The sequence below is a fragment of the Roseateles sp. genome (assembly GCF_052436255.1).
In the GTDB taxonomy this organism is placed as follows: Bacteria; Pseudomonadota; Gammaproteobacteria; order Burkholderiales; family Burkholderiaceae_C; genus Pelomonas.
Genome location: NZ_JBQVNP010000029.1, coordinates 22,649 through 46,665, shown reverse-complemented (window position 1 = coordinate 46,665; position 24,017 = coordinate 22,649). Strand labels below are relative to the sequence as shown.

Sequence of the window (24,017 nt, the reverse complement as noted above, 5' to 3'; positions counted from 1 at the left end):
CTGGCCGAGCGCATGGGCGGCACGCTGTCCGCCCGCAGCGCACCAGGGCGCGGCAGCGAGTTCGAGCTGGCCCTGCCGCCGTCGCCCTGCGCCGACTACACGCTGCCACCGCCGCCGCCGGCGCGCCGCGTGCTGCTCGTGCAGGCCGCACACAGTGGCGGCCACGAGTACTTGCTGGCCCTGCTGAAGGCGCTGGCCCCCAACACCCGCGTCGACCTGCTGGCCCAGGGTCGCCAGGCGCTGGCGCGGCGGGTGGCGGTGCCCGCCAGCCAGCCCTATGACCTGCTCGTCATCGACTGGGTGCTGCCCGACATGGAGGGCGGCGAGCTGCTGTCCCGGCTGACGCAGAGCGGGCCGCCGCGCGCCCGCCGCATCGTGCTGCTGAGCGCCTTCGACACACCGGTGCTGCGCGAGCGCGCACAACGCCAGGGTGCCGAGGCGCTTTGCCCCAAGCCGCTGCTGCCTCACCTGCTGCGCCGCCTGCTGGACCTGGACCGGCCGCTGCCGGTCGACATGCCCTTGCCCGAAGTGGGGGACCCTGACGCGACGAGCGCCGACCCGGCCACGCTGATCAGCGAGCTCGACACGCTGCTGGGCGATGCCGACAGCAACGCGCTGACGCTGTGGGAGCAACATGAGTCCGCCTTCATCGATGCGCTGCCTGCCCGCCAGGCCAAGGCCCTGGCCGGCGCGATGCAGCGTTTCGATTTCGACGAGGCCCAGGCCGCCTTGCGCGGCCCTGTCCATGCCAGCGAGGATGCTCCAAAGCAATGACGACGATGCCGCCCGATATCGCTGCTGCCACCCAGGCCACCGTGCTCGTCGTCGACGACACGCCCGCCAATCTGACGCTGCTGGCCCAGGTGCTCAAGCCCGACTACCGGGTGCAGCTGGCGGTCAGTGGCGCCAAGGCGCTGGAGATTTGCCGCCGCCAGCCACCCGACCTCATCGTGCTGGACGTGATGATGCCTGGGCTGGACGGCTATGAGGTCTGCCGCCAACTGAAATGCGACCCGGCCACGCGCCGCGTGCCCGTCATCTTCCTGACCGCGCTGACCCGGCCCGAGGACGAGAGCGCCGGCTTCGAAGCCGGCGGCGCCGACTTCATCCACAAGCCCTTCAACCCGGCCACCGTGCTGGCGCGCGTGCACACCCATCTGCAGCTCAAGCTGGCCGAGGACCACCTGCTGAGCCACAACGCGCACTTGAGCCACGAGCTGGACGCGCGCCGGCGCGAGGTCGAGCGCCTGCGCGACACCACCCTCTTCGTCATGGTCGGCCTGGCCGAGTTCCGTGACGCCGACACCGGCAACCACATCCAGCGCACGCAGGAATACGTACGCACATTGGCACGCTGGATCGCCGCCCAGCCCGACGGCCCGGCCGACCTGACCGAATACGCCATCGACGAACTGGCCAAGGCCGCGCCGCTGCACGACATCGGCAAGGTGGCCATCCCCGACGGCATCCTGCTCAAGCCGGGCAAGCTGTCGCCCGACGAATGGCGGGTCATGAAGACCCATGCCGAGCATGGCGCCGACCTGCTGCAGCGCGCCATCGACCGCCTCGGCGACGACGCCGGCCCGATGCTGACCTTCGGCAAGCAGATCGCCCGCCACCACCACGAGAAGTGGGACGGCAGCGGCTACCCCGACGGCCTGGCCGGCGAGGCCATCCCGTTGTCCGCCCGGTTGATGGCGGTCGCCGACGTCTACGACGCGCTGATCAGTGCGCGCCCCTACAAGCAGGCCATGACGCACGAGGAGGCGCTCGCCTTCATCCGCAACGGCAGCGGCAGCCATTTCGACCCGCGCGTCGTCGATGCGCTGAACGCCTGCCTGGACGCGGTGCGGGGCATCGCCTCGCAATGGGCAGACTGAGCCGGGGATAATCCGCGGCCTCATGCAGACCGGCCCCATCCTCAACATCTCCTGCTATCTCTTCGTCTCTCTGACCGACACGGCGGCGCTGCGCGAGCGCCTGCACGCCAGCGCCGAAGCGCTGGGCCTCAAGGGCACGGTGCTGATCGCCGAGGAAGGCATCAACCTCTTCCTGGCCGGCGCGGCCGACGCGGTGCGCCGCTGGGTGGACGAGCTGCGCGCCGACGCGCGCTTGGCCATGCTGACACCCAAGGAAAGCTGGAGCGAGGTACAGCCCTTCCAGCGCCTGAAGGTCAAGGTCAAGCCGGAGATCATCCGCATGAACCGGCCCACGGTTCGTCCCGACCGGGCGCCGCGCGCGCCCGCGCTGGCGCCAGCAACGCTGGTGCGCTGGCTGGACCAGGGCCATGACGACGACGGCCGCGAGGTCGTGCTGCTGGACACGCGCAACGGCTTCGAGGTCGACCAGGGCGCGTTCGACAACGCCATCGACTGGCGGCTGGACAAGTTCAGCGACTTCCCCGCGGCCGTGGCCGCGCACAAGCACGAGCTTGTCGGCAAGACCGTGGTGAGCTATTGCACCGGCGGCATCCGCTGCGAAAAAGCCGCCATGGTGCTGGAGGAACAAGGCCTGACGGCTTGGCAACTGGACGGCGGCATCCTGAAATTCTTCGAGGACACCGGTGGCAAGCACTACCACGGCAACTGCTTCGTCTTCGACGATCGCAGGGGCGTCAACGCCGACCTGAGCCCGACGTGAGCGGCAGATTCAGCGACCTTGCCCTGAAGGCCTTCGGCATCCTGTTGATGCTGGCCGCCCTGGGCTTTGCCGTCAGCAAGGCACCGGACCGCTCGCTGGACAGCCTGGTGGCGCGCTGGGCGCCGCCACCGTCGGACTTCATCGAGCTGGACGGGCAGCTCGTGCACTTCCGCGACCAGGGGCCCAGCGGCGACCCGCTGCCCCTGGTGCTCATCCACGGCACCGGCGCCAGCCTGCACACGTGGGAGGGCTGGGTGGCCGAGCTGAGCGCCACACGCCGCGTCATCAGCTTCGACCTGCCCGGCTTCGGCCTGACCGGGCCGAACGCGGACCACGACTACAGCAACGCCCGCTACATCGCCTTCGTGCGCAATCTGCTGTCGCGCCTGGGCGTGGGCCGCGCCATCGTCGGCGGCAACTCCCTCGGCGGCGAGATCGCCTGGCAGCTGGCCCTGGCCGACCCGGCGCGCGTCGCCGGCCTGGTGCTGGTTGATGCCGCCGGCTTTGAGTTCGTGCCCGAGTCGCTGCCGCTGGGGTTTCGCATCGCCCGCATCCCCGTGGTCCGCGAGCCCATGCGCTGGCTGCTGCCGCGCCGAGCCATCGAGGCCAGCGTGCTGGATGTCTATGGCGACCCGAGCCGAGTCACTGCAACACTGGTGGACCGCTATTACGAGCTGACATTGCGCGAGGGCAACCGTGTCGCGCTGATGCGGCGCATGGACCAGCTCGGTGCGGGCCCGGTCGAGCGGCTGGGCGAGATCAGGGTGCCCACGCTCATCCTCTGGGGCGACCGCGACCGGCTGATCCCGCCGCAATGGGGCCGCGAATTCCAGAAGGGCATCCCGGACAGCCGCCTGGTGGTTTTCCCGAAGCTGGGCCATGTGCCGCAGGAGGAAGACCCGACTGCTACCCTTGCGGCCTTGCGCGACTGGCTACCTCAAGTCAAACCTTGATCCCCAAAAAGGACCTCCCATGAAGACCCGCCTCCTTGCCCTGACCCTCCTGGCTGCCGCCTCGTTGGCCCAGGCCCAGGCTCCCGAATGGAAGAAGCTGCGCATCGGCGTCGAAGGCGCCTACCCGCCCTTCTCCGAGATCGGCCCTGACGGCAAGTTGAAGGGCTTCGAGATCGAGCTGGTGCAGGCCTATTGCGCCTCGATGGGCGCGCAATGCACGCTGGTGCAGCAGGATTTCGACGGCCTGATCCCGGCGTTGCAGTCGCGCAAGGTCGACGCCATCTTCGCCAGCGTCTCCATCACCGAGGAGCGCCAGAAGGTCATCGCGTTCAGCAAGCCCTACTACGCAACGCCCGCCCGCCTCGTCGCCAAGACCGGCGCCAAGCTCGAACCCACGGCCGCCGGCCTGAAGGGCAAGAAGATCGGCGTGCAGCGCGGTACGACGCATGAGACCTATGCCACGGCCGTCTTCAAGCAGAGCGAGATCGTGCGCTACGGCAGCCAGGACCAGGTCTTCCTGGACCTGAAGTCGGGCCGTCTGGACGCGACGCTGATGGACGCGCCCGCCGCGGACTTCGGCTTCCTGAAGAAGCCCGAGGGCAAAGGCTTTGCCTTTGCCGGCCCGGCCATCCTGGACGACAAGATCTTCGGCGTCGGCACCGGCGTCGGCATGCGCAAGGCCGATGAGGCCACGCTCGGCAAGAAGTTCAACGCCGCCATCGACGCGCTGCAGGCCAATGGCGGCTTCAAGAAGCTGGCCGACAAGTACTTCGACTACGACATCTCCCCGCAGAAGAAGTGATGCGGCGCCGCTCCGCCCCGGCCGGGATGAAGGGCATGCGCAACAGCATGGAGCGCAGCACCAGTCAAAAGAGCTTCCTGCCCCTCGTCAGCCCTGTGCGCTGAGCATCGGCCTTCTGCATGTTGTTGCACGGATTTCTTCCCAGCCTGCTCGAAGGCGCCACCGTCACGCTTGGCCTGGCGCTGTCGTCGCTGTTGATCGCGGCGCTGCTGGGCCTGATTGGCGCACTGGCCAAGCTGTCGCGCTCGCGCATTGCCCAAGCCCTCGCCGGCCTCTACACGACGCTGATCCGAGGCGTGCCCGACCTGGTGTTGATGCTGCTCGTCTTCTACGGCGGCCAGGTGGTCGTCAACAGCGTTGCACCCATGCTGGGCTATGCGGAATACATCGACATCAACCCCTTCATCGCCGGCGTGCTGACCATCGGCTTCATCTTCGGCGCCTACCTGACCGAGGCCTTCCGCGGCGCCTTCCTGGCCGTGGCGCCGGGCCAGCGCGAGGCCGGCCTGGCCTTCGGCATGAGCCCGCGCCAGGTGCTGTGGCGCATCACCGCGCCGCAGATGTTGCGCCACGCGCTGCCGGGCATTTCCAACAACTGGCTGGTACTGATCAAGAGCACGGCCATCGTGTCGATCATCGGCCTGTCGGACCTGATGACGCGCGGCCAGCAGGCCGCCGGCACCACCCGCGAGCCGTTCAGCTTCTACCTGGCCGTGGCGCTGATCTACCTCGCGTTCACGACCGTGTCGGAGCTGGCCTTCGCCTGGGCGCAGCGGCGCCTGGCCATCGGCGTGAGAGAGGGGAAGCTGTGAGGGCCGCACGGTTGCCCGGGGGGCCTCGCGCCCGGCATGGCGAGGCGACATTCAGCGCCAGGGGCGCACCATGAACTTCGAAGCCGTCGGTGACAACTTTCCGATGTACCTTTCGGGCCTGCTCGTCACGCTCAAGCTGTTGGCGCTATCGCTGTCCGCCGGCCTGCTGCTGGCGCTGCCGCTGGCCCTGGTCCGCACCGTCTCGCGCGGCATCGCATCGCGCATCGTCTGGGCCTACACCTATGTGTTCCGCGGTACGCCGATGCTGGTGCAGCTCTTCCTGTGCTACTACGGGCTGGCGCAGTTCGACACGGTGCGCGAGAGCTGGGCCTGGCCCTGGCTGTCGTCGGCCACCTTCTGCGCATGGCTGACCTTCACATTGAACACCGCGGCCTACACCACCGAGATCATTGCCGGCAGCATCCGTGCCCTGCCGGCCGGCGAGATCGAGGCGGCCAAGGCGCTGGGACTCAGCCGCAGCCTGATGCTGCGCCGCATCGTGCTGCCGGCCGCGCTGCGCCGCGCGCTGCCGGCCTACGGCAACGAGGCCATCTTCATGCTGCACGGCACGTCGCTGGCCAGCGTCGTGACGCTGCTCGACCTGACTGGCGCGGCACGCGCCGTCAACGCCAAGTACTACCTGCCCTTCGAGGCCTTCATCACCGCCGGCGCCTTCTACCTCGCGCTGACGCTCAGCCTGGTCGGCCTGTTCCGCTGGGCCGAGAACCGCTGGCTCAAGCCGATGATGTCGCGCTGATCATGCAGACTCGCCGCCATCCCCTCATCGCGCCCGCCCCCGGCACCCAGCGCGAACTGGTCTCGCTGCACTATGGCCAGCCCGGTGCGCAGAAGGCCTATATCCAGGCCTCCTTGCATGGCGACGAACTGCCCGGCATGCTCGTGGCCCACCACCTGCGCCTGCAGCTGGGCGCGCTGGAAGCGCAAGGCCAGATCAGCGGCGAGATCATCCTCGTGCCGATGGCCAATCCCATCGGCCTGAGCCAGTTCCTGCTGCACGGCCACCTGGGCCGCTTCGAGCTGATGTCGGGCGAGAACTTCAACCGCCACTACCCCGACCAGATTGCTGCCGTCGCCGCCGCGGTCGAGCCCGAGCTGGGCATGGACGCGGCGGCCAACGTCACCGTCCTGCGCCGTGCATTGAAGGCCGCGGTACTGGCTGCGCCGGTCGACACCGAACTGCAGTCGCTGCGCCGCAGCTTGCTCGGCCTGTCCTGCGACGCCGACATCGTGCTGGACCTGCACTGCGATGCCCAGGCGCTGATGCATCTCTACACCGAGACGCCCTGCTGGCCCGACTGCGAGCCGCTCGCGCGCTTCCTGCGTTCGCGCCTGACGCTGTTGGCGCAGGACTCGGGCGACAACCCCTTCGACGAAGCCTGTTCCCAGGTCTGGTGGAAGTGGGACAGGCACTTCAACAGCCAGGGCCAGCGCTTCCCCATCCCGCAGGCCTGCCTGTCGGTGACGGTGGAACTGCGCGGCGCCACCGACGTGACGCACGAACTCGCCGAGGCCGATGCGCGCCATATCGTCGACTTCCTGCGCTGGCGCGGCCTGATCGCGGGCGACAAACCCGAGCTGCCGCCCGCCGTCGGCGACGCCCGACCGCTGGCCGGCAGCATGCCGATCAAGTCCCCGGTGCCGGGCGTGCTGACCTTCCTGAAGGAGGTCGGCGCCGAAGTGCGTGAGGGCGACGTGCTGGCCCATGTCATCGACCCCATCACCGCCACGGTCACCGAGTTGAAAAGCCCCGTAGACGGCCTGTTTTTTGCGCGCGACTTCCTGCGCTTTGCCAACGCCGGCATGCGCGTCGCCAAAGTCGCCGGCAAGCAAGCGCTGCGCACCGGCAAGCTGCTCGGCGCATGACATCCAACCCATGAGCGACATCCAACTCCAGGCTACCAACATCCACAAGCGCTTCGGCGAGCGCGAAGTGCTCAAGGGCATTTCCTTCGCCGCAAAGGCCGGCGATGTCGTCACGCTGATCGGCTCCAGCGGCTCCGGCAAGAGCACCCTGCTGCGCTGCCTCAACCTGCTGGAGCAGCCGCATGAGGGCGAGCTCAGCCTGTGCGGCGAGACCCTGAAGCTGACGCGCGACCGCGACGGCAGCCTGAAGGCGAGCGACGCCAGACAGTTGCAGCGCTGGCGCGCCAAGCTGGCCATGGTGTTCCAGAACTTCAACCTCTGGGCCCATATGACGGTGCTGGAGAACGTCATCGAGGCGCCCATGCACGTGCTCGGCAAGCCCAGGGCCGAGGCCGTCGAGCGGGCGCAGGCGCTGCTGGCGCGGGTCGGCGTTTCGCACCGCGCCCATGTCTACCCGGCCCAGTTGTCGGGCGGCGAGCAGCAGCGCGTGGCCATCGCCCGCGCGCTGGCCGTCGACCCCGAGGTGATGCTGTTCGACGAGCCGACGTCGGCGCTCGATCCAGAGCTGGTCGGCGAAGTGCTCAAGGTCATGCGCGACCTGGCCGGCGAAGGCCGCACCATGATCGTCGTGACGCATGAGATGGGCTTTGCACGCGAGGTTTCCAACCACTGCCTTTTCCTGCACCAGGGGCGTGTCGAGGAGGAAGGCAACCCGAAAGAGATGCTGCTGAAGCCGCAAACCGAGCGCCTGCAGCAGTTCCTCAGCGGCGGCCTGAAATAGGACCTGGCAATGCGCAAGGCGGCAATCCGGTTGCTGTGGCGCGCCCTGGCCTTGCTGATGCTGCTGCTGGCGTTGATCGGCGTCGTCTTGCCGGTGATGCCGACCGTGCCCTTCCTGCTGGTGGCGGCCTGGGCGGCAAGCAATGGCTGGCCGGCGCTGGAGCAGTGGATGCTGGCGCACGCGCATTTCGGCCCCAGCATCCGCAGCTGGCGCGAGCGCGGCGCCGTGCCTCGCCGTGCCAAGTGGCTGGCCACGGTCATGATGGCCTGCAGCGCGGTGATGATGCAGTTCCTGCCGCTGCCGCTGGCGCTGCAGCTGGGAGCGCCGGCCGTGATGGTCGTCGTGGCCGGATGGCTGTGGCTGCGGCCGGACGCTTAGCTCAAGACGGGCGCATGCCTATTCGAGTTCGGCCCAGGTCTTCACGGTCTGCGTCTCGTAAGTGCCATCGCCCTGGGCATCGTTCAGCGCGGTGATGCGCACCGCCGAATTCGCGTTGCCGCGCACCAGCAGCTGGCCGCTGCCCGGATAGCTGTCGCTGCCGGTGATGACAAGCGGCTGTGGTGTGGTGATGGCCACCTCCCCGACGCCGAACTGGCTGCTGCCGAGCTTGCTGGTGTAGCCGATGCTGGTGCGCGCCATGCCCACGGTCTCGGTGCGCAGCGACAGCCGCGTGTCGCGGCGCATGGATTCCTTCTTCGCGCCGCCGCCGCCGCCGCAGGCGGCAAGTGCGCGCGCGCAAGCGACGGTGACGGCCGACCGGCCGGTGAGATGAATTGACATGGTTCTCCCTGAACTAACGCCCGGCTCGCACGCATGGCGGCCGGGCGGGTCAGGTTCCACCTCAAGCCGGCAACAGGCCCCGGTCCTTCAACATCGGCTCGACGACCGGGTCGCGACCCCGGAAACGCCGGAAGGCTTCGCCGGGCTCGACGCTGTTGCCTGCAGACAGGATGCATTCGCGCAGTCGCGCGGCCACTTGCGCATTGAAGACATCGCCGGCCTCGACAAAGGCATCGAAAGCATCGCAGTCCAGCACCTCGGCCCACAGGTAGACGTAGTAGCCCGCCGCATAGCCGGCGCTGCTGAACAGGTGCTGGAAGTGGGTCAGGCGGTGGTTGAGGCCGACCTCGTGCGGCAGCTGCCATTGCGCCAGCGTGTCGCGCTCGAAGGCGACAACATCCGCGGGCGCGGTCGGCAGTGCATGGGCCGCCATGTCGACGATGGCGCTGGCGGTGTAGCGCAGCGTTTCGTAACCCTGGCCGAACTGGCGCGCGGCCTGCAGCTTGGCGAGCAGCGCGTCGGGCAGCGGTTCGTCGGTCTGCCAGTGACGGGCAAACTGCTTCAGCACCTGCGGCTCAGCCATCCAGTGCTCGTAGAGCTGGGAGGGCAGTTCGACGAAGTCGCGCAGCACCTGGGTGCCGGCCAGGCGCTCGTACTCGACGCTGCTCAACAGGCCGTGCAGGCCATGGCCGAACTCGTGGAAAAGCGTGCGCACATCGTCGAAGCTGAGCAAGGTCGGCTCGCCCGCCGCGCCTCGCGCGAAGTTGTTGTTGTTCAGGATGACCGGCGTGCTGCCGAGCGCGCGGCTCTGGTTGCGCAGGGCATTCATCCAGGCACCGCTGCGCTTGGTCGGGCGGGCGAAGTTGTCCTGCAGGAAGAGGCCGCGCAGCGAGCCGTCGGCATTGAAGACCTCGTAGGCGCGCACGTCGGCGTGATAGGCGGTGATGTCGGGCCGGGGCTTGAACTGCAGGCCGAACAGGCGGCTCGCGCAGTCGAACATCGCGGCCACCATGCGATCCAGCGCGAAGTACGGCTTGACCTCGGCCTCGTCCAGCTCGAAGCGGGCGCGCTTGGCCTGCTCGGCATAGAAGCGCCAGTCCCAGGGCTGGAGGCCATGCGTCGCAGCGGCGGCGGCCATCGCGCCTTGCACGGCTTCGCGCTCGCGCGCCTGCGCGGCCAGGGCGGGATGCCAGACGCGCTCCAGCAACCCCATGACGGCGGCCTGGCTGCGCGCCATGGTGTCTTCCAGCGCGTAGTCGGCATAGCAGGCGTGCCCATGCAGCCGGGCCTGTTCGGCCCGCAGTTGCAGAATCTCGCGGCAGATCTCGCGGTTGTCGGTGGCGCCGCCGTCTTCCGCATGACCGTCGCCGCGGCCCACCCAGGCGCGCCAGGCCTGCTCGCGCAGGTCGCGCCGGGCGCTGAAGGACAGGAAGGGAACGATCAGCGAGCGCGACAGCGTGATGACATGGACGTCATCGCCCAGCCCGCGGTCGATGGCGGCCTGGCGCGCAGCGGCCCGGACGAAGTCCGGCAGGCCGGCCAGCTCAGCCTCGGTCGTCAGGCGCAGTTGGTAGCCGTTCTCGGCCGCCAGCACGTTCTGGGCGAAGCGGGTGTTCAGCTCGGCCAGGCGGGTCATGACAGCGGCATAGCGCGAGCGCGCTTCGGGTGCGAGCCGGGCGCCGGCGCGCAGGAAGTCCAGGTGCACCCGCTCCAGCAGGCGCCGCTGTTCGGAGGACAGGGCAAGTTGCTCGCGCTGCTCGAACAGGACCTCGATGCGTGCAAACAGGCCCTGATGCATGTAGACGGCGCTGTTGTGCTCGGCCAGCGGCGCAGCCAGCGCGCGTTGCACGGCCTGCAGCTCGGGCGAAGTGGCCGATGCGGCCAATGTGTAGAACAGATGCTCCAGCCGCGTGAGCCCGCGGCCACTGGCATCGAATGCGGCCAGGGTATTGGCAAAGCTCGGCGCATCGGGCTGGGCGGCGACGGCGTCAATCTCGGCACGGTGTTCGGCCAGTGCTGCGTCGAAGGCCGGCTGGAAGTGCGCGGGCGCGAGGTCGGCAAACGGCGGCAGGCCGTGTGCACCGGCCCAGGGCTGCATCAGGGGGTTGCTGTTCATGCGGGGATCTCCCGTGAATGAAGAAGGGCCGCTCCCTGGTGGGGAGGCGGCCCGGCTTGGGTCGTCAGTGGACGTTGCGGATCACTTGGCGGCGGCGGCCTTTTCCTTGCGGATGGCCTTCTCGTCGTTTTCGTCGTAGGCCTTGTTCTGGCACTCGGCCTTCCACTTGTCGTTGGCGTCGAAGTGCTTCTCGGTGCGCTCCTCGAGGGCCTTGAACTGCGCGTCCAACGCGTCGACCTTGTCGGAGAAGGCCTTGCGCTTGACGCCCTGTTCGGCGTCGGCCGCCTTGACGGTTTCGACCATCGTGCCGAAGGCCGTGGTGCGTGCCACATAGGCTTCGTTGCGCGCCTTCAGGTCGGCCTTCTCGAGCTTGGGCGCCTCGGCCGTCAGCGTTTCGTGGGTCTTCAGGATGGCTTCCTTCTCGGCCTTCACCTCGTTGATCTGCTTGGCCAGCGCCGCCTCGCCGGTTTCGATGATGGCCTTCTCGGCCTTGAGCTTCTCGGCATTGGCCTTGTACGAAGCCTGGTCGACCTTGATGGCTTCGGCTTCCTTGCCGTTGGCCTCCTGCTGGTCCATGCAGGCTCGCAGCTCGTCTCGGGTCATCAGCTTGGGGCGCGGTTTCTCGACAACCGGGTTGCTGACCTTGTTGTTCTTCGGGTCGACCTTGGCCTTGGGGTTGTTGACGACCTGCGCCTGGGCGGAGAAGGCGAAAACCAGGGCCAGCGGAAGGAGGATGCGTTTCATGGCGAGCGCGCAAGCAGGGTTGCGAAGGTTCAGAACGGGAGGCGGGATGATGCCATGAGGCTTCGCCCCGATAATTGCGGGCTGCTCTTGGTTACCACCTGGCCCTCACATCGCATGGCGCTCAAAGCCACCATCCACAAAGCCCAGCTCCAGATCGCCGACATGGACCGCCATGTCTACGGCGACCATGCCCTCACGATTGCCCGCCACCCCAGCGAGACCGACGAGCGCATGATGATCCGCGTACTGGCCTACGCACTGAACGTGCCGGCCGACGACCACAACGGCCGGCTGGAGTTCACCAAGGGGCTGTCCGACGTGGACGAGCCCGACCTCTGGCAGCTCGACCTGACCGGCGAAGTGCAGCACTGGATCGACCTCGGCCAGCCTGACGAGCGCCGCCTGATGAAGGCCCATGGCCGCGCCCGCCGCGTCAGCGTCTACAGCTTCGCGTCCAGCACGCCGGTGTGGTGGGCCGGCCTGGAGAACAAGCTGACCCGTGCGCCCCGCCTGGCGGTCTGGCAGATTCCGGCGGATCAGTCGCAAGCCTTGATCGCACTGGCCGAGCGCAGCATGCAGCTGCAGATCAGCATCCAGGACAGCAGCATCTATGTGTCGACCGACAGCGCATCGGTCGAGATCCATCCTGTCGCGTTGAAGGTGGCGAGCGAATGACCCCGCAGCACGAACCCGACCGACAGCGCTTCACGCTTGCGAGCACGCCCACCAGCGTGCTTGACTACGAGCTGCAACCGGGCCGTGTCGTCTTCACGCACACCGGTGTGCCTTCGGCCTGCCGGGGGCAGGGTCTGGCGGCCCAGCTCGTCGAAGCCGGCCTGCGGTGGGCGCGCGACGACGGCCTCAAGGTCGTGCCCGCCTGCAGCTATGTCCATGTCTACATCCAGCGCCACCCCGAGTGGCAACACCTCGTCGCCTGAAGAGACCCACGCATGTCAACGATTCTCAAATCCGTTCCTCTCGGCCAGAAGGTCGGCATCGCCTTCTCCGGCGGCCTCGACACCTCGGCCGCCCTGCACTGGATGAAGCTCAAGGGCGCCCTGCCCTATGCCTACACAGCCAACCTGGGCCAACCCGACGAGCCCGACTACGACGAAATCCCGCGCAAGGCCATGCTCTATGGCGCCGAGAAAGCCGTGCTGGTGGACTGCCGCGCGCAACTGGTGGCCGAAGGCATCGCCGCGCTGCAGGCCGGCGCCTTCCACATCAGCACGGCAGGCGTGACCTACTTCAACACGACGCCCATCGGCCGCGCCGTGACCGGCACGATGCTGGTGGCCGCGATGCAGGCCGACGACGTGCATATCTGGGGCGACGGCAGCACCTACAAGGGCAACGACATCGAGCGCTTCTACCGCTACGGCCTGCTGACCAACCCGGCGCTGCGCATCTACAAGCCGTGGCTGGACCAGACCTTCATCGACGAGCTGGGTGGTCGCGCCGAGATGTCGGCCTTCATGACCGAGAAGGGCTTCGCCTACAAGATGAGCGCGGAGAAGGCTTACTCGACCGACTCCAACATGCTGGGCGCCACGCACGAGGCCAAGGACCTGGAGCATCTGAACAGCGGCATCAGAATCGTCAACCCGATCATGGGCGTGGCCTTCTGGCGCGACGACGTGGTCGTCAAGGCGGAAGAAGTCACCGTGCGCTTCGAGGAAGGCATGCCGGTCGCGCTGAACGGCGTCGAGTACCGCGACCCGGTGGCCCTGCTGGCCGAGGCCAATGTCATCGGCGGGCGCCACGGCCTGGGCATGAGCGACCAGATCGAGAATCGCATCATCGAGGCCAAGAGCCGCGGCATTTACGAGGCCCCGGGCCTGGCGCTGCTGCACATCGCCTACGAGCGCCTGGTCACCGGCATCCACAACGAGGACACCATCGAGCAGTACCGCGACAACGGCCGCAAGCTCGGCCGCCTGCTCTACCAGGGACGCTGGTTCGACCCGCAGGCCATCATGCTGCGCGAGGCCGCCCAGCGCTGGATTGCCCGTGCCGTGACGGGCGAGGTGGCCATCGAGCTGCGCCGCGGCAACGACTACTCGCTGCTGGACACCAAGAGCCCCAACCTGACCTACGCGCCCGAGCGCCTGAGCATGGAGAAGGTCGAGGGCGCCTTCAGCCCGGCCGACCGCATCGGCCAGCTGACGATGCGCAACCTCGACATCAGCGACACGCGCAGCAAGCTGGGCATTTACTCGGGCGTCGGCCTGCTGGCGGGTGGCGGCCTGCCCAAGCTGGAGTAATTAGGCGCGCCAGCTGGCGCGGCCTGGGCAAATACTGTATAAATAAACAGTATTCGCTTTTGAGGAGCCCGCCATGTACAGCCAGTACCGTCAGAACTACGTCCCCGGCCGCCCATTGCCCCGGTGGCTGCAAAAGCTGCTGAGCTGGCTTTGAAGCCGCGGCCTCAAACCACGACGGGCTCCGGCTCCAGCCGGATGCCGAAGCGCCCGTAGACGCTTTCCTGGATGGCCCGCGCCAGCGTCACCACCTCAGCGCCGCGCGCGTCCGCCTTGTTGACCAGCACTAGCGCCTGCTTCTCGTAGACCGCAGCGCCGCCCACGGTCTTCCCCTTCCAGCCGCAGGCGTCGATCATCCAGCCGGCGGCCAGCTTCACGCTGCCATCAGGCATCGGATAGTGGACGATGCCCGGGTCGCGGCCAATGATGTCGCGGCACTGCTCGGCCGTGACGACGGGGTTCTTGAAGAAGCTGCCGGCGTTGCCGATGACGGCGGGGTCAGGCAGCTTGGCGCGGCGCACCGCCACCACCCAGTCGTAGATCTGGCGCGCATCGGGCGCTGCGATGCCGGTCTCGGCCATCTTGCGCTCGAGCTCCAGATAACCCAGCACCGGCTGCCAGGGCCGCGGCAGGCGGAACCTCACTTTGGTGATGACGCTCTTGCCCGCCAGGCCGCCAAAGTCGCTGTGCTTGAAGACACTGTCGCGGTAGCCGAAGCGGCAGACCTCGGCGGGCAGCAGTGCCGGCCGACCCGTCACCAGGTCCATGACCTCGACGGCCTCCAGCCTGTCCTTGACCTCGATGCCATAGGCGCCGATGTTCTGCACCGGCGCCGCGCCACAGCTGCCGGGAATCAGCGCCATGTTTTCAAGGCCGGGGAAGCCGTGGTCCAACGTCCAGGTCACCAGTTCATGCCAGCCGACGCCCGCGCCGGCCTCGACGATCCAAGCGTCCGCCCGTTCCTCCAGCAGGCGGATGCCAGGAATCTCTACCTTCAGCACAACCGCCTCCACGTCCTTGGTCAGCACAAGGTTGCTGCCGCCCCCCAGCACAAACTTGGGCGCGCGGCCCAGCTGCGGGTGGTCGACGACGCGGCGCACATCGGCCGCCTCGCGGATGCGCACGAGCCGCCGCGCCATGGCTGGCAGGGCGAAGGTGTTGTAGGGCTTGAGGTTGACGTCGGTCTCGATCTGGAGGCCGAGGGCTTCATTCGAGGGGGGCAAAGGGCTGACAGAGGCGGCGGGCATGGGACACTTTTGGACGCTTGCGCAATGCGCATGCGGCAAAATTTTCGCTGATTCATCTACCGATCGTTCAAATGCCCTCCTTCGACACCGTTCTCGAACCCGACCACGTCAAGATCCGCAACGGCGTGGACAACAGCATCAAGGAGATCGGCACCCGCTTCGACTTCAAGGGTACCGGTGCCAAGGTCGAATTGAAGGACAAGGAAATCCATACCACCGGTGACAGCGAATTCCAGCTCGAGCAGATCGAGGCCGTGCTCTACGGCAAGCTGACCAAGCAGGACGTCGTCATCAGCTTTCTCGACAAGGTCGAGAAGATCGAGAAGCTCGGTGGCGACAAGGTGCGCCAGGTCTACAAGATCAAGGAGGGCATCGAAGCCGCCCTCGCCAAGAAGATCGTCGCCTCGCTCAAGGACAGCAAGCTCAAGGTCCAGGCCAGCATCCAGGGCGACGCCGTGCGCGTGACCGGCAAGAACCGCGACGACCTTCAGACGGCCATCGCCCACCTCAAGAAGAACTTCAGCGACACGCCGCTGACCTACAACAACTTCCGCGACTGAGCATGCGTGGCCTTGCGCCCCTGCCGTTGCTGCTGGGCCTGGGCCTTGCGATGGCTCAACCGCTCCCGCTGCCACCGGCTCAGGTGCAGCTCAATGGCATGCTGGGCGCGCGCTCGGCCTTGCTGATCATCGACGGTGAGCATCGCATCGTTGAAGTGGGCGCCATGATCAACGGCGTCCGGCTCGTCTCACTGCAGGATGGCCGCGCCACCGTCGAGTTCGGGGGCCGGCGCCACCAACTGACGCTGGGTGCGGCGCCTGGCCGAGTCCTCGCACAAACGCCGGCGCCGCCGCGCCAGATCGTGCTGCCCATGGGTCCGGGAGGGCACTACACGACGATAGGCACGATCAACGGGCAGGTCACCAGCTTCCTCGTCGATACCGGCTCGACCAGCATCGCCATCAGCCAGGTCGAAGCCGAGAAGCTCGGCCTGCGTTACCTTTACGGCAAGCGCATCGTCACGCACACGGCCAATGGCATCGTGCCGGCCTACCAGTTGCAGCTGGCCGTGGTGCGCATCGGCGACGTCGAGGTGCGTGATGTCGAAGCCATCGTCATTCCCGGCGTCATGCATCATGTGCTGCTGGGCAACAGCTTCCTGAATCGATTTCAGATGCGACGTGTGGACGACGTCATGACCTTGCAGCTTCGCTACTGATTGCACCAGGGGGCTTCTGCAAGAATCCGGCGCCCCTTCCTCCGCCGGCCCGCCCTGATGACCCGTCACCCTGCCTCGCTGTCCGGCCTGCTGGCCGCCTTGCTGATCGCCGGCGCACCCGCATTGGCCCAGGACGCCGCCAAGGCGTCGCGTTTCTACGAAGACGCGCTGCAACGCTACGAGAAGCGTGACATTCCCGGCGCCATCGTGCAGCTCAAGAATGCGCTGCAGGCCGACAAGTCCCAGCTGTCCGTGCATGTGCTGCTCGGCAAGGCCCTGCTGGCCAACACCGAACCGGCCGCAGCCGAGTTCCAGCTCGGCGAGGCAATCCGCCTGGGTGTGGACCGGGCGGAGGTCGTGGTGCCGCTGGCCGTAGCGATGAATGCCCAGGGCAAGCAGCCGCAGATGATGGAAGATCCTCGCCTGCAGCCGGCCGGCCTGCCGGCAGGCGTCAGACAGGCTTTGATGCTCGAGCGCGCCCTCGCCCAGTCCGACATGGGCGACAACCGGGCCTCGCTGGCCACCGTGCTGGAAGCGCGCGCGCTCAACGTCAACGATCTGAACAGCTGGCTAGCCGAGGTCCCGCTGCGCATCCGCGCGCGCCAGTTCGATGAAGCTCATGCCGCCGCCGATCAGGCCCTCAAGCTGGATCCCCTTAACGCGGAAGCCGTCTATCAAAAGGGGGCGATCTTCCACGCGACCAGCGATATCGCTCAGGCGATGGCCATGTACGACCGGGGCGTGAAGATCCAGCCGACACACGCGGAGACCCGGCTGGCGCGGGCCGGCCTGATGGTCGACATGAATCGCGATGCAGAGGCCTTCGCCGAGATCGACGAACTGCAAAAACTCAGGCCGAGCGACCCACGCGGCACCTATCTGCGCGCCGTGCTGGCCGAGCGCGCCGGCAATGCGGCCGCGGCCAAGGCAGCGCTGAAGAAAATCACGGAACTGCTGGACCCGGTCCCGATTGCCAACATCCGCTACCGCCCCCAGTTCCTGATGCTCAATGGCCTGGCCCACTACAGCCTGTCCGAGTTGGAGAAGGCCAAGCCCTATCTGGAACTCGCGGTGCGCCAGCAGGCCAGCAACCCGCTCAACAAGCTGCTCGCGCAAATTGCGTTGGCCGAGCCCAACCCCAGCCGCGCTGCGGACCTGCTCGAAGCCTATGTGAAGGCGCGGCCGGGTGATGGACAGGCGCTGCTGATGCTGGCGTCAACCTATATGGGCCAGGGCAAGCATTCGCGTGCAGCTTCGCTGATGCAGGAAGCGCTCAAGGCGCAAGATTCGCCGCAATACCGCACCGCACTTGGCCTGTCGCTGTTGCAGAGCGGCAATACGCCGCTGGGGGCCGACGAACTGGCCAGGGCTTACAAAGCCGATCCCAAGCAGACCGTCGCGGGCCTGGCGCTGGTGACGGTGTATCTGCGCGACAAAGAGACCGCCAAGGCGGTGATGGCCGCGGACAGCCTTGCGCGGACCAACCCGGGCAACGCCACCGTGCTGATGGTCCAGGCCTATGCCAAGACCCAGGCCAAGGACTACCCCGGTGCCCGCGCCAGTTACGAGAAATCGCTGCGGATCGACCCCAAGCTGACCGAGGCGCGGCTTGGGCTGGCTCGCCTCGATACCCTGACCGGCAATTTCGCCGAGGCCGACCGCCGGCTCAAGGACCTGCTCAAAACCGAACCACGCAACGTCGACTTGCTTTTCGAGCTGGCGCTGCTGCAGGAGCTTTGGGGCAAGGACGATGAGGCGCTCAAGTGGCTGGAAGAGTCGGTTGCCGCCAGCGGCCCACGGCAAACACGCGCCAACTTCGCGCTCGTGGCCTGGCATCTGCGCAAAGGCCAAGCCGCACGTGGCGTCGAGGCGGCCAAGACTTTGCTTGCCAAGTTGCCCGAGGATGTCGAGGCACTGCAAGCCTATGCGGCGGCGCAGGCAGCCAACGGCGACCCGGCCGGTGCCAAATCCACGCTGACCAGCGCGGCCCGCCGCGCGGCCTTCGAGGCTCCAAAGCTGGTGGAGGTCGCCCGTCAGCAAATCCTGGTCGGCGATCTCAGCGGCGCCGCCTATAGCCTTGAGAAAGCCCTCAGCGGCAACCCGGAATCTCTGCCAGCCCAGGCCCTGCTCACGAGTGTGGAACTGGCGCAAGGGGATCCCGCCAAGGCTGACAAGCGTGCGCGCCAAGTCATCCAGGCGGCGCCCAAGAATGCGATTGGCTACAACCTGCTCGCCGATATCGCCACCTCGCGCGGGCAAGGGTCCGCTGCAGTCGATGCGCTGAAGCAGGCTCACGATATCGACAAGACTGGGCCCAGCCTGATGAAATTGCTGCGCGCAATGAGCAGCCAGGGCAACAACAAGGCGGCACTCGATGCCGGCGCGGCATGGCTCAAGCGCAATCCCGGTGACCTGATCGTGCACAACGGTCTGGCTGAGCTGAATGTCCGCGCCAAGGACTTTGGCAGCGCACGCACGCACTACGAGGCGATCCTCAAGGTGCAGCCCAACCGCGTGGACGTTCTCAACAATCTAAGCAACGTGCTGATCGCGCTGAAGGATCCGGGCGCCGTCCAGATGGCCGAGCGCGCGCTGGCACTCAACAGTCGCAGTGCGACAGTCCTGGACACTGCGGGTTGGGCGCATCTGGTGGCCGGCGGTAGCACCGACCGGGCCCTGCAGCTGCTTCGTGAAGCGCGGCTGCGCGCGCCAAACAACGGGGAAATCCGCTATCACCTCGCCGCCGCACTGGCGCGAAGCAATCGGCATTCCGAGGCGCGCGCCGAATTGACGGCTGCACTGCAAGCGAGCGAAGGCCTACAAAGCATTGAAGACGCGAAAAGGTTGCAGTCGACACTTAAGTGAGGGGGCAGGGCTCACCCAAATTATGTCGAGCCTTCTTACAATTTAAAGCAAGTCGTCGGGGGTCAATCGCCAAGTGATTGATGTGCAAGCAAATACAGCCCTGGCACCGAACTTGCTAAATACCCCGCAACGAATTAACCCATGTCGGCATTAAAAATGACAAAGAACACCCGCTTGATGAAATGGGCCTCTGTGATTGCTGGGTTGAGCCTGTCGGGGGCCGCTTCCGCAAACTGGACCTTTGAGAACACCACGGTGACTTCCATCGGCAGTGGCGCAACAACGTTCACCAGCAAGGATGCCGCATCGAGCACCGCGACTGTTCAGATGGCCGCTGTCTACGCGGCCAACTCGACGTTCGGCACTGCCAACTGGGCGGCAGCCTCGCTGAGCAACCAGGGCAGCTCGGGCCAGGGTGTCTGCTCGACGAACGACGGCAACAACTGCGGCAGCCCAGACCATGCCGTCGATAACAACATCAATACTGAAGGCGTGCTGCTGAAGTTCAGCTCAAGCGTCATCCTGAGCAGCATCGGCCTGGGCTGGACCAACAGCAGCAGTTCGGTCGATCTCGCGCTATTCCGCTGGACTGGCAACGGCACGCCGACCGGTTCGCCATCCGCGCTGATCGGCCAATCCGCCAAGAACATGACCGGCTGGGAGCTGGTGGGCGAGTACGGCGACATGAAGCAAGACATCACGCCGATCTACAACGTCGTCAACACCAATCAGGCCAATGGGTCGGGCGTGGCCGGCAGTGGCAACAAGGGTTCAAGCTGGTGGCTGATCAGCGCCTACAACTCGGCGTTCACCAGCACGGCTTCGCAGACGCGGGATGCCGCGACGCTGGATAACGGCAATGACTACTTCAAGCTGTTCGGCGTGACCGGCAAGACCTGCGCCAACGTGGCTGGCGCCGATTGCGGTGGCACGCGCCTGCCCGAGCCGGCGACGCTGGCCCTGACCGGCGTCGCGCTGCTGGGCGTGGCCGGCCTGCGTCGCCGCAAGGCAAAGCTCGCAGCCTGATCCGAGTCACCTGATTAGGAAAGGCACTCTTCGGAGTGCCTTTTTTCTTTTGCGGATGGACGCGGGGTTCTGTCCCAGGCCGGACAGCCAGGCTGCGAACGACCGTGCTAAAAAGCCCGCCATTCCCATCACAACAGGCGAGACATGGACCTCAACTTCACCGAGGCGGAGCTGGCGTTCCGTACCGAGGTACGCGACTGGGTGCGCGCCAATCTACCGGCCGACATCGCGCACAAGGTGCGCCATGCGCTGCGCCTGAACAAGGACGACCTGCAGCGCTGGGCCAGGATCCTCGGTGCCAAGGGCTGGCATGGCTGGGCCTGGCCCAAGCAGTTCGGCGGACCAGGCTGGAACGCCGTGCAGCGCCACCTGTTTGAAGAGGAATGCGCCCTCGCCTGCGCGCCGCGCATCGTGCCGTTCGGGCCCGTCATGGTGGCGCCCGTCATCATGGCCTTCGGTACGCCCGAGCAGCAGCAACGCTTCCTGCCCGGCATCATGAGCGGCGAAGTCTGGTGGAGCCAGGGCTATAGCGAACCCGGCTCCGGGTCGGACCTGGCCTCGCTGAAGTGCCGCGCCGAACGGCAAGGCGACAAGTACATCGTCAATGGTCAGAAGACATGGACCACGCTGGGCCAGTACGGCGACTGGATCTTCTGCCTGGTGCGCACGTCGACCGAGGGTAAGCCGCAGACCGGCATCAGCTTCCTGCTGATCGACATGAAGACGCCCGGCGTCAGTGTCAAGCCCATCATCATGCTCGACGGCGAGCACGAGGTGAACGAAGTCTGGTTCGACAACGTCGAGGTGCCGGCCGAGAACCTGATCGGCGAGGAGAACAAGGGCTGGACCTATGCCAAGCACCTGCTCTCCCACGAGCGCACCAACATCGCCGACGTGAACCGGGCCAAGCGCGAGCTGGAGCGGCTCAAGCGCATCGCCAGGGCCGAGGGCCTGATGGACGACGCGCGCTTTCGCGACCAGATCGCGCTCTGCGAGGTGGATGTCGTGGCGCTGGAGATGATGGTGTTGCGCGTCCTGTCGGGCGAGCGCACCGGCAAGCAGCCGCTCGACGTCGCCGGCCTGCTCAAGATTCGCGGCAGCGAACTTCAGCAGCGCTACACCGAGTTGATGATGCTGGCCGGCGGTCCGCTGGCCCTGCCCCACATCCTCGACGCCATGGAGGCGGGCTGGCAGGGCGACCAGTGGCTGGGCGGCGCCTGGATCGGCGGTGCGGACCATGCCATCCCGCTGACCGGCAACTACCTGAACGTCCGCAAGACGACGATCTACGGCGGGTCCAACGAAGTCCAGCGCAACATCGTTGCGCAGACCGTGCTCGGCTGATTGAGGAGACAAAACATGGATTTCGATTTCAGCGAAGACCAGGAAGCCTTGCGCGATGCCGTGCGCCGTTTCGTCGACAAGGACTACAGCTTCGAGCGCCGCACACGCATCGAGCGCGCCGGCGGTTTCGACCCAAGCGTCTGGGCGGGTTTGGCCGGCCTGGGCCTGACCGCGCTGGCCGTGCCCGAGGCTCATGGCGGATTGGGGTTTGGCGCCGTCGAGGCGATGGTGGTCATGGAAGAACTTGGTCGCGGCCTCGTCATGGAGCCGGTCGCCCAAGGCGCGCTGATCGCGCCGGCCGTGCTCGGCCATGCGCCGGACGAACTGCAGGCAGCCTGGCTGCCGCGGATTGCCGGTGGCGAAGCCTTGGTCGTGCTGGCCCACCAGGAAGCCCGGTCGCGCTACCGCCTCAACCAGGTCGCGACCCGGGCCGTCGACGGCAGGCTGACCGGCGTGAAGAGCCTGGTGCCCGCAGGCGACATGGCGGACGCGTTCATCGTGCCGGCCCGTGTCGCCGGCGCGGACGACGCGCCGCAGGGTGTCGCCCTCTACCTCGTCGAGCGCTCCTCCGCCGGCGTGCAGACACGGTCCTATTCGATCTATGACGGTTCGCGCGCCGCCGAGGTCCACTTCAACGACACGCCCGGCAAGCTGATCGCCGGTCCGGAGCAGGGCCTGGCACTGCTGGAGCTGGCAGCGGATATCGGCATCGCCGCGCAAGCGGCCGAGGCTGTCGGCGTCATGGAGAAATACCTGGCGCTGACCGTCGAATACATGAACACGCGCAAGCAGTTCGGCGTCGCCATCAGCAGCTTCCAGGCCCTGCGTCATCGCGCGGCAGATGTGAAGATGCAGCTCGAGCTGGCCCGCTCGATGAGCTATTACGCAACCCTGCGCCTGGGCGATGTGCCGGCCGTGCGCCGTCGAGCCCTCTCCCAGTCCAAAGTCCAGCTCGGCCACGCCATGCGCTTTGTCGGCCAGCAATGCACGCAGCTGCACGGCGGCATCGGCGTCACCGATGAATATGCGGGCAGCCACTACTTCAAGCGCCTGACCGTCATGGAGATGCAGTGGGGCGACACCCTGCATCACCTCGGCGAGGTGAGCAGCGGGATGCAGGACACTGCGGGGGTGTTTGCTTAGGCAGCGCCAGCGGCGCTGCCCTCACACCCCTCGCGGAGGTCACCCGATGAAGTCAACTGCTCTCTTGCTGATGGCCGGCCTGGCTGCCGCCAGTCCGACGATGGCCCACGCCCAGGGCCTGAAGCCCGGGTTGTGGGAGTTCAAACAGACGCCGCAGCTCGGCGCTGCCCATCAGACCGAGATGGCGGCCCAAATGGCACAGGCTCAAAAGGCCATGGAAGGCATGTCGCCCGACCAGCGCAAGATGGTCGAGCAGATGATGGCCCAGCGGGGCGTCAGCGTGAACATGAGCGGTGGCGTCATCACGGTCAAGGCCTGCATCACCCAGGAACAGGCCGCACGCAATCTGGCGCCGCTCATGCAACAGGGCAACTGCAGCCAGGACAGCAAACGCAGCGGCAACGTCATCCAGACCCAGTTCGTCTGCACCAACCCCGCCTCCGAGGGCGAGGCCATCGTCACGTTGCGCGGTAACGAGGGTTTCACGAACGACGTGACGATTCGGCAGCAGCGCCAGGGCAAGACCGAGACGACCAAGGTCAACGGTGAAGGCCGCTGGCTCGGCGCCGACTGTGGCGACGTCAAGCCGTTGAAGTCCCAGGCAAAACCTTGAAACAGAAACTTTCCCAGATCCTTTTCAGCCAGGGCTTCGGCACCCGTCGCCTGTGTGCGGGCCTGGTGTGGAATGGCGAAGTCAGCGTCGACGGCGAAGTGGTCGAAGAGCCGGACACCGAGTTCGAGACCGAGGGCCTGCGCTTCATCATCCACGGCCACGAGTGGCCCTGTGTCGACAAGGCGCTGATCCTGCTGAACAAGCCCGCCGGCTACGAGTGCTCGCAAAAGCCCAAGCACCATCCCAGCGTCATGAGCCTGCTGCCCGCGCCGCTGCGCGAGCGGGGCGTGCAGCCCATCGGCCGCCTGGACGAAGACACCACCGGCCTGCTGCTGCTGACCGACGACGGCGCGCTGATTCACAAGCTGACCTCGCCCAAGCACCATGTGCCCAAGGTCTACGAGGCGCACTGCAAGCATCCATTGACGGCCACCATGGTCGAGCAGTTGCTGGCCGGCGTCGAGCTGCGCGAACCCGAAGGCAAGCCGCCGGGCAAGTTCCAGCGACCGCCGGAAACCACCCGCGCGGAAGGCGCCGAGATCGCCAACGAGACCTTGCTGCGCCTCACGCTGATTGAAGGCAAATACCACCAAGTCAAGCGCATGGTCGCGGCGGTGGGCAACCGTGTCGAGGCCCTGCACCGGTCCCGGTTTGGTGCGCTGAGCCTGCCAACCGACCTGGCGCCGGGGCAATGGCGCTGGGTGGAACCGGGCGAAATCGCGTCGGGCTGAAGCGCGGCAGGATTCAGCGATTCATAGGGGGAATCCGCCCCCGGCGGCTGCAGCGG

The 24,017-nt window shown here is 66.8% G+C and carries 25 protein-coding genes; 21 read left to right on the top strand and 4 right to left on the bottom strand.

Annotated features, from left to right (window positions below; translation table 11 throughout):
* The 10 genes from ACT6S0_RS09440 to ACT6S0_RS09395 all read left to right on the top strand — a co-directional run.
* A partial coding sequence (locus tag ACT6S0_RS09440; protein WP_444763648.1) for an ATP-binding response regulator occupies positions 1-774 on the top strand: 774 nt, incomplete at its 5' end.
* 5 nt (positions 775-779) lie between these two features.
* Positions 780-1,880, top strand: a complete 1,101-nt coding sequence (locus tag ACT6S0_RS09435; protein WP_444763647.1) for an HD domain-containing phosphohydrolase — start codon at positions 780-782, stop codon at positions 1,878-1,880.
* A gap of 22 nt (positions 1,881-1,902) precedes the next feature.
* Positions 1,903-2,640, top strand: a complete 738-nt coding sequence (locus tag ACT6S0_RS09430) for a sulfurtransferase (protein ID WP_444763646.1) — start codon at positions 1,903-1,905, stop codon at positions 2,638-2,640.
* The gene (locus tag ACT6S0_RS09425) at positions 2,637-3,593 is read left to right on the top strand and encodes an alpha/beta fold hydrolase (protein ID WP_444763645.1); all 957 of its coding nucleotides are present in this window, start codon (positions 2,637-2,639) and stop codon (positions 3,591-3,593) included. Before ACT6S0_RS09430 ends, ACT6S0_RS09425 begins: the two co-directional genes overlap by 4 nt.
* A 19-nt stretch (positions 3,594-3,612) precedes the next feature.
* Positions 3,613-4,395, top strand: coding sequence for an ABC transporter substrate-binding protein (locus ACT6S0_RS09420; protein ID WP_444763644.1), 783 nt, complete (start codon positions 3,613-3,615; stop codon positions 4,393-4,395).
* Between the two features lie 119 nt (positions 4,396-4,514).
* A complete protein-coding gene (locus ACT6S0_RS09415; RefSeq protein ID WP_444763643.1) occupies positions 4,515-5,207 on the top strand; it encodes an ABC transporter permease in 693 nt (230 codons plus the stop codon).
* Positions 5,208-5,277: 70 nt separating this feature from the next.
* Positions 5,278-5,964: an ABC transporter permease gene (locus tag ACT6S0_RS09410; RefSeq protein WP_444763642.1), complete on the top strand. Its 687-nt coding sequence runs from the start codon at positions 5,278-5,280 to the stop codon at positions 5,962-5,964.
* Positions 5,965-5,966: 2 nt separating this feature from the next.
* Positions 5,967-7,091 carry a succinylglutamate desuccinylase/aspartoacylase family protein gene (locus ACT6S0_RS09405; protein WP_444763641.1) on the top strand — a complete coding sequence of 375 codons (1,125 nt, stop codon included), beginning with the start codon at positions 5,967-5,969 and terminating at the stop codon, positions 7,089-7,091.
* A gap of 10 nt (positions 7,092-7,101) precedes the next feature.
* Positions 7,102-7,872 (top strand): ABC transporter ATP-binding protein, encoded by a 771-nt coding sequence (locus ACT6S0_RS09400; protein ID WP_444763640.1) that lies wholly within the window; start codon positions 7,102-7,104, stop codon positions 7,870-7,872.
* A 9-nt stretch (positions 7,873-7,881) separates the two neighbouring features.
* On the top strand, positions 7,882-8,250 hold the full coding sequence (locus tag ACT6S0_RS09395; RefSeq protein WP_444763639.1) for a YbaN family protein: 369 nt from the start codon (positions 7,882-7,884) through the stop codon (positions 8,248-8,250).
* An 18-nt stretch (positions 8,251-8,268) separates the two neighbouring features.
* Here ACT6S0_RS09395 and ACT6S0_RS09390 read toward each other — a convergent pair whose 3' ends face one another.
* From ACT6S0_RS09390 to ACT6S0_RS09380, 3 genes are all read right to left on the bottom strand, one after another.
* Positions 8,269-8,652: a hypothetical protein gene (locus ACT6S0_RS09390; protein ID WP_444763638.1), complete on the bottom strand. Its 384-nt coding sequence runs from the start codon at positions 8,650-8,652 to the stop codon at positions 8,269-8,271.
* 61 nt (positions 8,653-8,713) lie between these two features.
* Complete coding sequence (locus ACT6S0_RS09385) at positions 8,714-10,768, bottom strand: M3 family metallopeptidase (RefSeq protein ID WP_444763637.1); 2,055 nt, start codon at positions 10,766-10,768, stop codon at positions 8,714-8,716.
* Between the two features lie 81 nt (positions 10,769-10,849).
* Positions 10,850-11,512, bottom strand: coding sequence for a hypothetical protein (locus tag ACT6S0_RS09380; RefSeq protein WP_444763636.1), 663 nt, complete (start codon positions 11,510-11,512; stop codon positions 10,850-10,852).
* A gap of 114 nt (positions 11,513-11,626) precedes the next feature.
* Here ACT6S0_RS09380 and ACT6S0_RS09375 point away from each other — a divergent pair, with 114 nt between their 5' ends.
* The 3 genes from ACT6S0_RS09375 to argG are packed head-to-tail and all read left to right on the top strand — an operon-like array spanning position 11,627 to position 13,776.
* Positions 11,627-12,187: a YaeQ family protein gene (locus ACT6S0_RS09375; RefSeq protein WP_444763635.1), complete on the top strand. Its 561-nt coding sequence runs from the start codon at positions 11,627-11,629 to the stop codon at positions 12,185-12,187.
* Entirely contained in the window at positions 12,184-12,450 is a 267-nt protein-coding gene (locus tag ACT6S0_RS09370; RefSeq protein ID WP_444763634.1) for a GNAT family N-acetyltransferase, read from the top strand. Before ACT6S0_RS09375 ends, ACT6S0_RS09370 begins: the two co-directional genes overlap by 4 nt.
* Positions 12,451-12,462: 12 nt before the next feature.
* Complete coding sequence (gene argG, locus ACT6S0_RS09365) at positions 12,463-13,776, top strand: argininosuccinate synthase (protein WP_444763633.1); 1,314 nt, start codon at positions 12,463-12,465, stop codon at positions 13,774-13,776.
* A gap of 164 nt (positions 13,777-13,940) precedes the next feature.
* Here argG and murB read toward each other — a convergent pair whose 3' ends face one another.
* On the bottom strand, positions 13,941-15,020 hold the full coding sequence (gene murB / locus ACT6S0_RS09360) for a UDP-N-acetylmuramate dehydrogenase (protein WP_444763632.1): 1,080 nt from the start codon (positions 15,018-15,020) through the stop codon (positions 13,941-13,943).
* Positions 15,021-15,091: 71 nt separating this feature from the next.
* On the opposite strand from murB, the gene ACT6S0_RS09355 reads away from it, so the two are divergent.
* The 8 genes from ACT6S0_RS09355 (at position 15,092) to ACT6S0_RS09320 (ending at position 23,961) form a co-directional block, all read left to right on the top strand.
* Positions 15,092-15,580: a YajQ family cyclic di-GMP-binding protein gene (locus ACT6S0_RS09355; protein ID WP_444763631.1), complete on the top strand. Its 489-nt coding sequence runs from the start codon at positions 15,092-15,094 to the stop codon at positions 15,578-15,580.
* 2 nt (positions 15,581-15,582) lie between these two features.
* Complete coding sequence (locus ACT6S0_RS09350; protein WP_444763630.1) at positions 15,583-16,239, top strand: retropepsin-like aspartic protease family protein; 657 nt, start codon at positions 15,583-15,585, stop codon at positions 16,237-16,239.
* Positions 16,240-16,296: 57 nt separating this feature from the next.
* Positions 16,297-19,104, top strand: coding sequence for an XrtA/PEP-CTERM system TPR-repeat protein PrsT (prsT, locus tag ACT6S0_RS09345; protein ID WP_444763629.1), 2,808 nt, complete (start codon positions 16,297-16,299; stop codon positions 19,102-19,104).
* A gap of 141 nt (positions 19,105-19,245) precedes the next feature.
* The gene (gene xdp1, locus ACT6S0_RS09340; protein ID WP_444763628.1) at positions 19,246-20,130 is read left to right on the top strand and encodes an exosortase-dependent surface protein XDP1; all 885 of its coding nucleotides are present in this window, start codon (positions 19,246-19,248) and stop codon (positions 20,128-20,130) included.
* A gap of 144 nt (positions 20,131-20,274) precedes the next feature.
* Positions 20,275-21,474: an acyl-CoA dehydrogenase family protein gene (locus ACT6S0_RS09335; protein ID WP_444763627.1), complete on the top strand. Its 1,200-nt coding sequence runs from the start codon at positions 20,275-20,277 to the stop codon at positions 21,472-21,474.
* Positions 21,475-21,489: 15 nt separating this feature from the next.
* On the top strand, positions 21,490-22,617 hold the full coding sequence (locus ACT6S0_RS09330; RefSeq protein ID WP_444763626.1) for an acyl-CoA dehydrogenase family protein: 1,128 nt from the start codon (positions 21,490-21,492) through the stop codon (positions 22,615-22,617).
* Positions 22,618-22,663: 46 nt separating this feature from the next.
* Positions 22,664-23,230: a DUF3617 domain-containing protein gene (locus ACT6S0_RS09325; RefSeq protein ID WP_444763625.1), complete on the top strand. Its 567-nt coding sequence runs from the start codon at positions 22,664-22,666 to the stop codon at positions 23,228-23,230.
* A complete protein-coding gene (locus ACT6S0_RS09320) occupies positions 23,227-23,961 on the top strand; it encodes a pseudouridine synthase (protein WP_444763624.1) in 735 nt (244 codons plus the stop codon). The genes ACT6S0_RS09325 and ACT6S0_RS09320 overlap by 4 nt, the downstream gene beginning before the upstream one ends.
* Positions 23,962-24,017: the final 56 nt, after the last annotated feature.

What these genes read in the sequence shown, in the direction of transcription:
- ACT6S0_RS09410 (WP_444763642.1), top strand. Translation starts at nt 5,278, where the DNA reads ATGAACTTCGAAGCCGTCGGTGACAACTTTCCGATGTACCTTTCGGGC.
- argG (WP_444763633.1), top strand. Translation starts at nt 12,463, where the DNA reads ATGTCAACGATTCTCAAATCCGTTCCTCTCGGCCAGAAGGTCGGCATC.
- ACT6S0_RS09375 (WP_444763635.1), top strand. Translation starts at nt 11,627, where the DNA reads ATGGCGCTCAAAGCCACCATCCACAAAGCCCAGCTCCAGATCGCCGAC.
- ACT6S0_RS09415 (WP_444763643.1), top strand. Translation starts at nt 4,515, where the DNA reads ATGTTGTTGCACGGATTTCTTCCCAGCCTGCTCGAAGGCGCCACCGTC.
- ACT6S0_RS09335 (WP_444763627.1), top strand. Translation starts at nt 20,275, where the DNA reads ATGGACCTCAACTTCACCGAGGCGGAGCTGGCGTTCCGTACCGAGGTA.
- ACT6S0_RS09355 (WP_444763631.1), top strand. Translation starts at nt 15,092, where the DNA reads ATGCCCTCCTTCGACACCGTTCTCGAACCCGACCACGTCAAGATCCGC.
- xdp1 (WP_444763628.1), top strand. Translation starts at nt 19,246, where the DNA reads ATGTCGGCATTAAAAATGACAAAGAACACCCGCTTGATGAAATGGGCC.
- ACT6S0_RS09390 (WP_444763638.1), bottom strand. Translation starts at nt 8,652, where the DNA reads ATGTCAATTCATCTCACCGGCCGGTCGGCCGTCACCGTCGCTTGCGCG.
- prsT (WP_444763629.1), top strand. Translation starts at nt 16,297, where the DNA reads ATGACCCGTCACCCTGCCTCGCTGTCCGGCCTGCTGGCCGCCTTGCTG.
- ACT6S0_RS09420 (WP_444763644.1), top strand. Translation starts at nt 3,613, where the DNA reads ATGAAGACCCGCCTCCTTGCCCTGACCCTCCTGGCTGCCGCCTCGTTG.
- ACT6S0_RS09350 (WP_444763630.1), top strand. Translation starts at nt 15,583, where the DNA reads ATGCGTGGCCTTGCGCCCCTGCCGTTGCTGCTGGGCCTGGGCCTTGCG.
- ACT6S0_RS09405 (WP_444763641.1), top strand. Translation starts at nt 5,967, where the DNA reads ATGCAGACTCGCCGCCATCCCCTCATCGCGCCCGCCCCCGGCACCCAG.
- ACT6S0_RS09370 (WP_444763634.1), top strand. Translation starts at nt 12,184, where the DNA reads ATGACCCCGCAGCACGAACCCGACCGACAGCGCTTCACGCTTGCGAGC.
- ACT6S0_RS09385 (WP_444763637.1), bottom strand. Translation starts at nt 10,768, where the DNA reads ATGAACAGCAACCCCCTGATGCAGCCCTGGGCCGGTGCACACGGCCTG.
- ACT6S0_RS09330 (WP_444763626.1), top strand. Translation starts at nt 21,490, where the DNA reads ATGGATTTCGATTTCAGCGAAGACCAGGAAGCCTTGCGCGATGCCGTG.
- ACT6S0_RS09430 (WP_444763646.1), top strand. Translation starts at nt 1,903, where the DNA reads ATGCAGACCGGCCCCATCCTCAACATCTCCTGCTATCTCTTCGTCTCT.
- ACT6S0_RS09435 (WP_444763647.1), top strand. Translation starts at nt 780, where the DNA reads ATGCCGCCCGATATCGCTGCTGCCACCCAGGCCACCGTGCTCGTCGTC.
- murB (WP_444763632.1), bottom strand. Translation starts at nt 15,020, where the DNA reads ATGCCCGCCGCCTCTGTCAGCCCTTTGCCCCCCTCGAATGAAGCCCTC.
- ACT6S0_RS09400 (WP_444763640.1), top strand. Translation starts at nt 7,102, where the DNA reads ATGAGCGACATCCAACTCCAGGCTACCAACATCCACAAGCGCTTCGGC.
- ACT6S0_RS09395 (WP_444763639.1), top strand. Translation starts at nt 7,882, where the DNA reads ATGCGCAAGGCGGCAATCCGGTTGCTGTGGCGCGCCCTGGCCTTGCTG.
- ACT6S0_RS09325 (WP_444763625.1), top strand. Translation starts at nt 22,664, where the DNA reads ATGAAGTCAACTGCTCTCTTGCTGATGGCCGGCCTGGCTGCCGCCAGT.
- ACT6S0_RS09380 (WP_444763636.1), bottom strand. Translation starts at nt 11,512, where the DNA reads ATGAAACGCATCCTCCTTCCGCTGGCCCTGGTTTTCGCCTTCTCCGCC.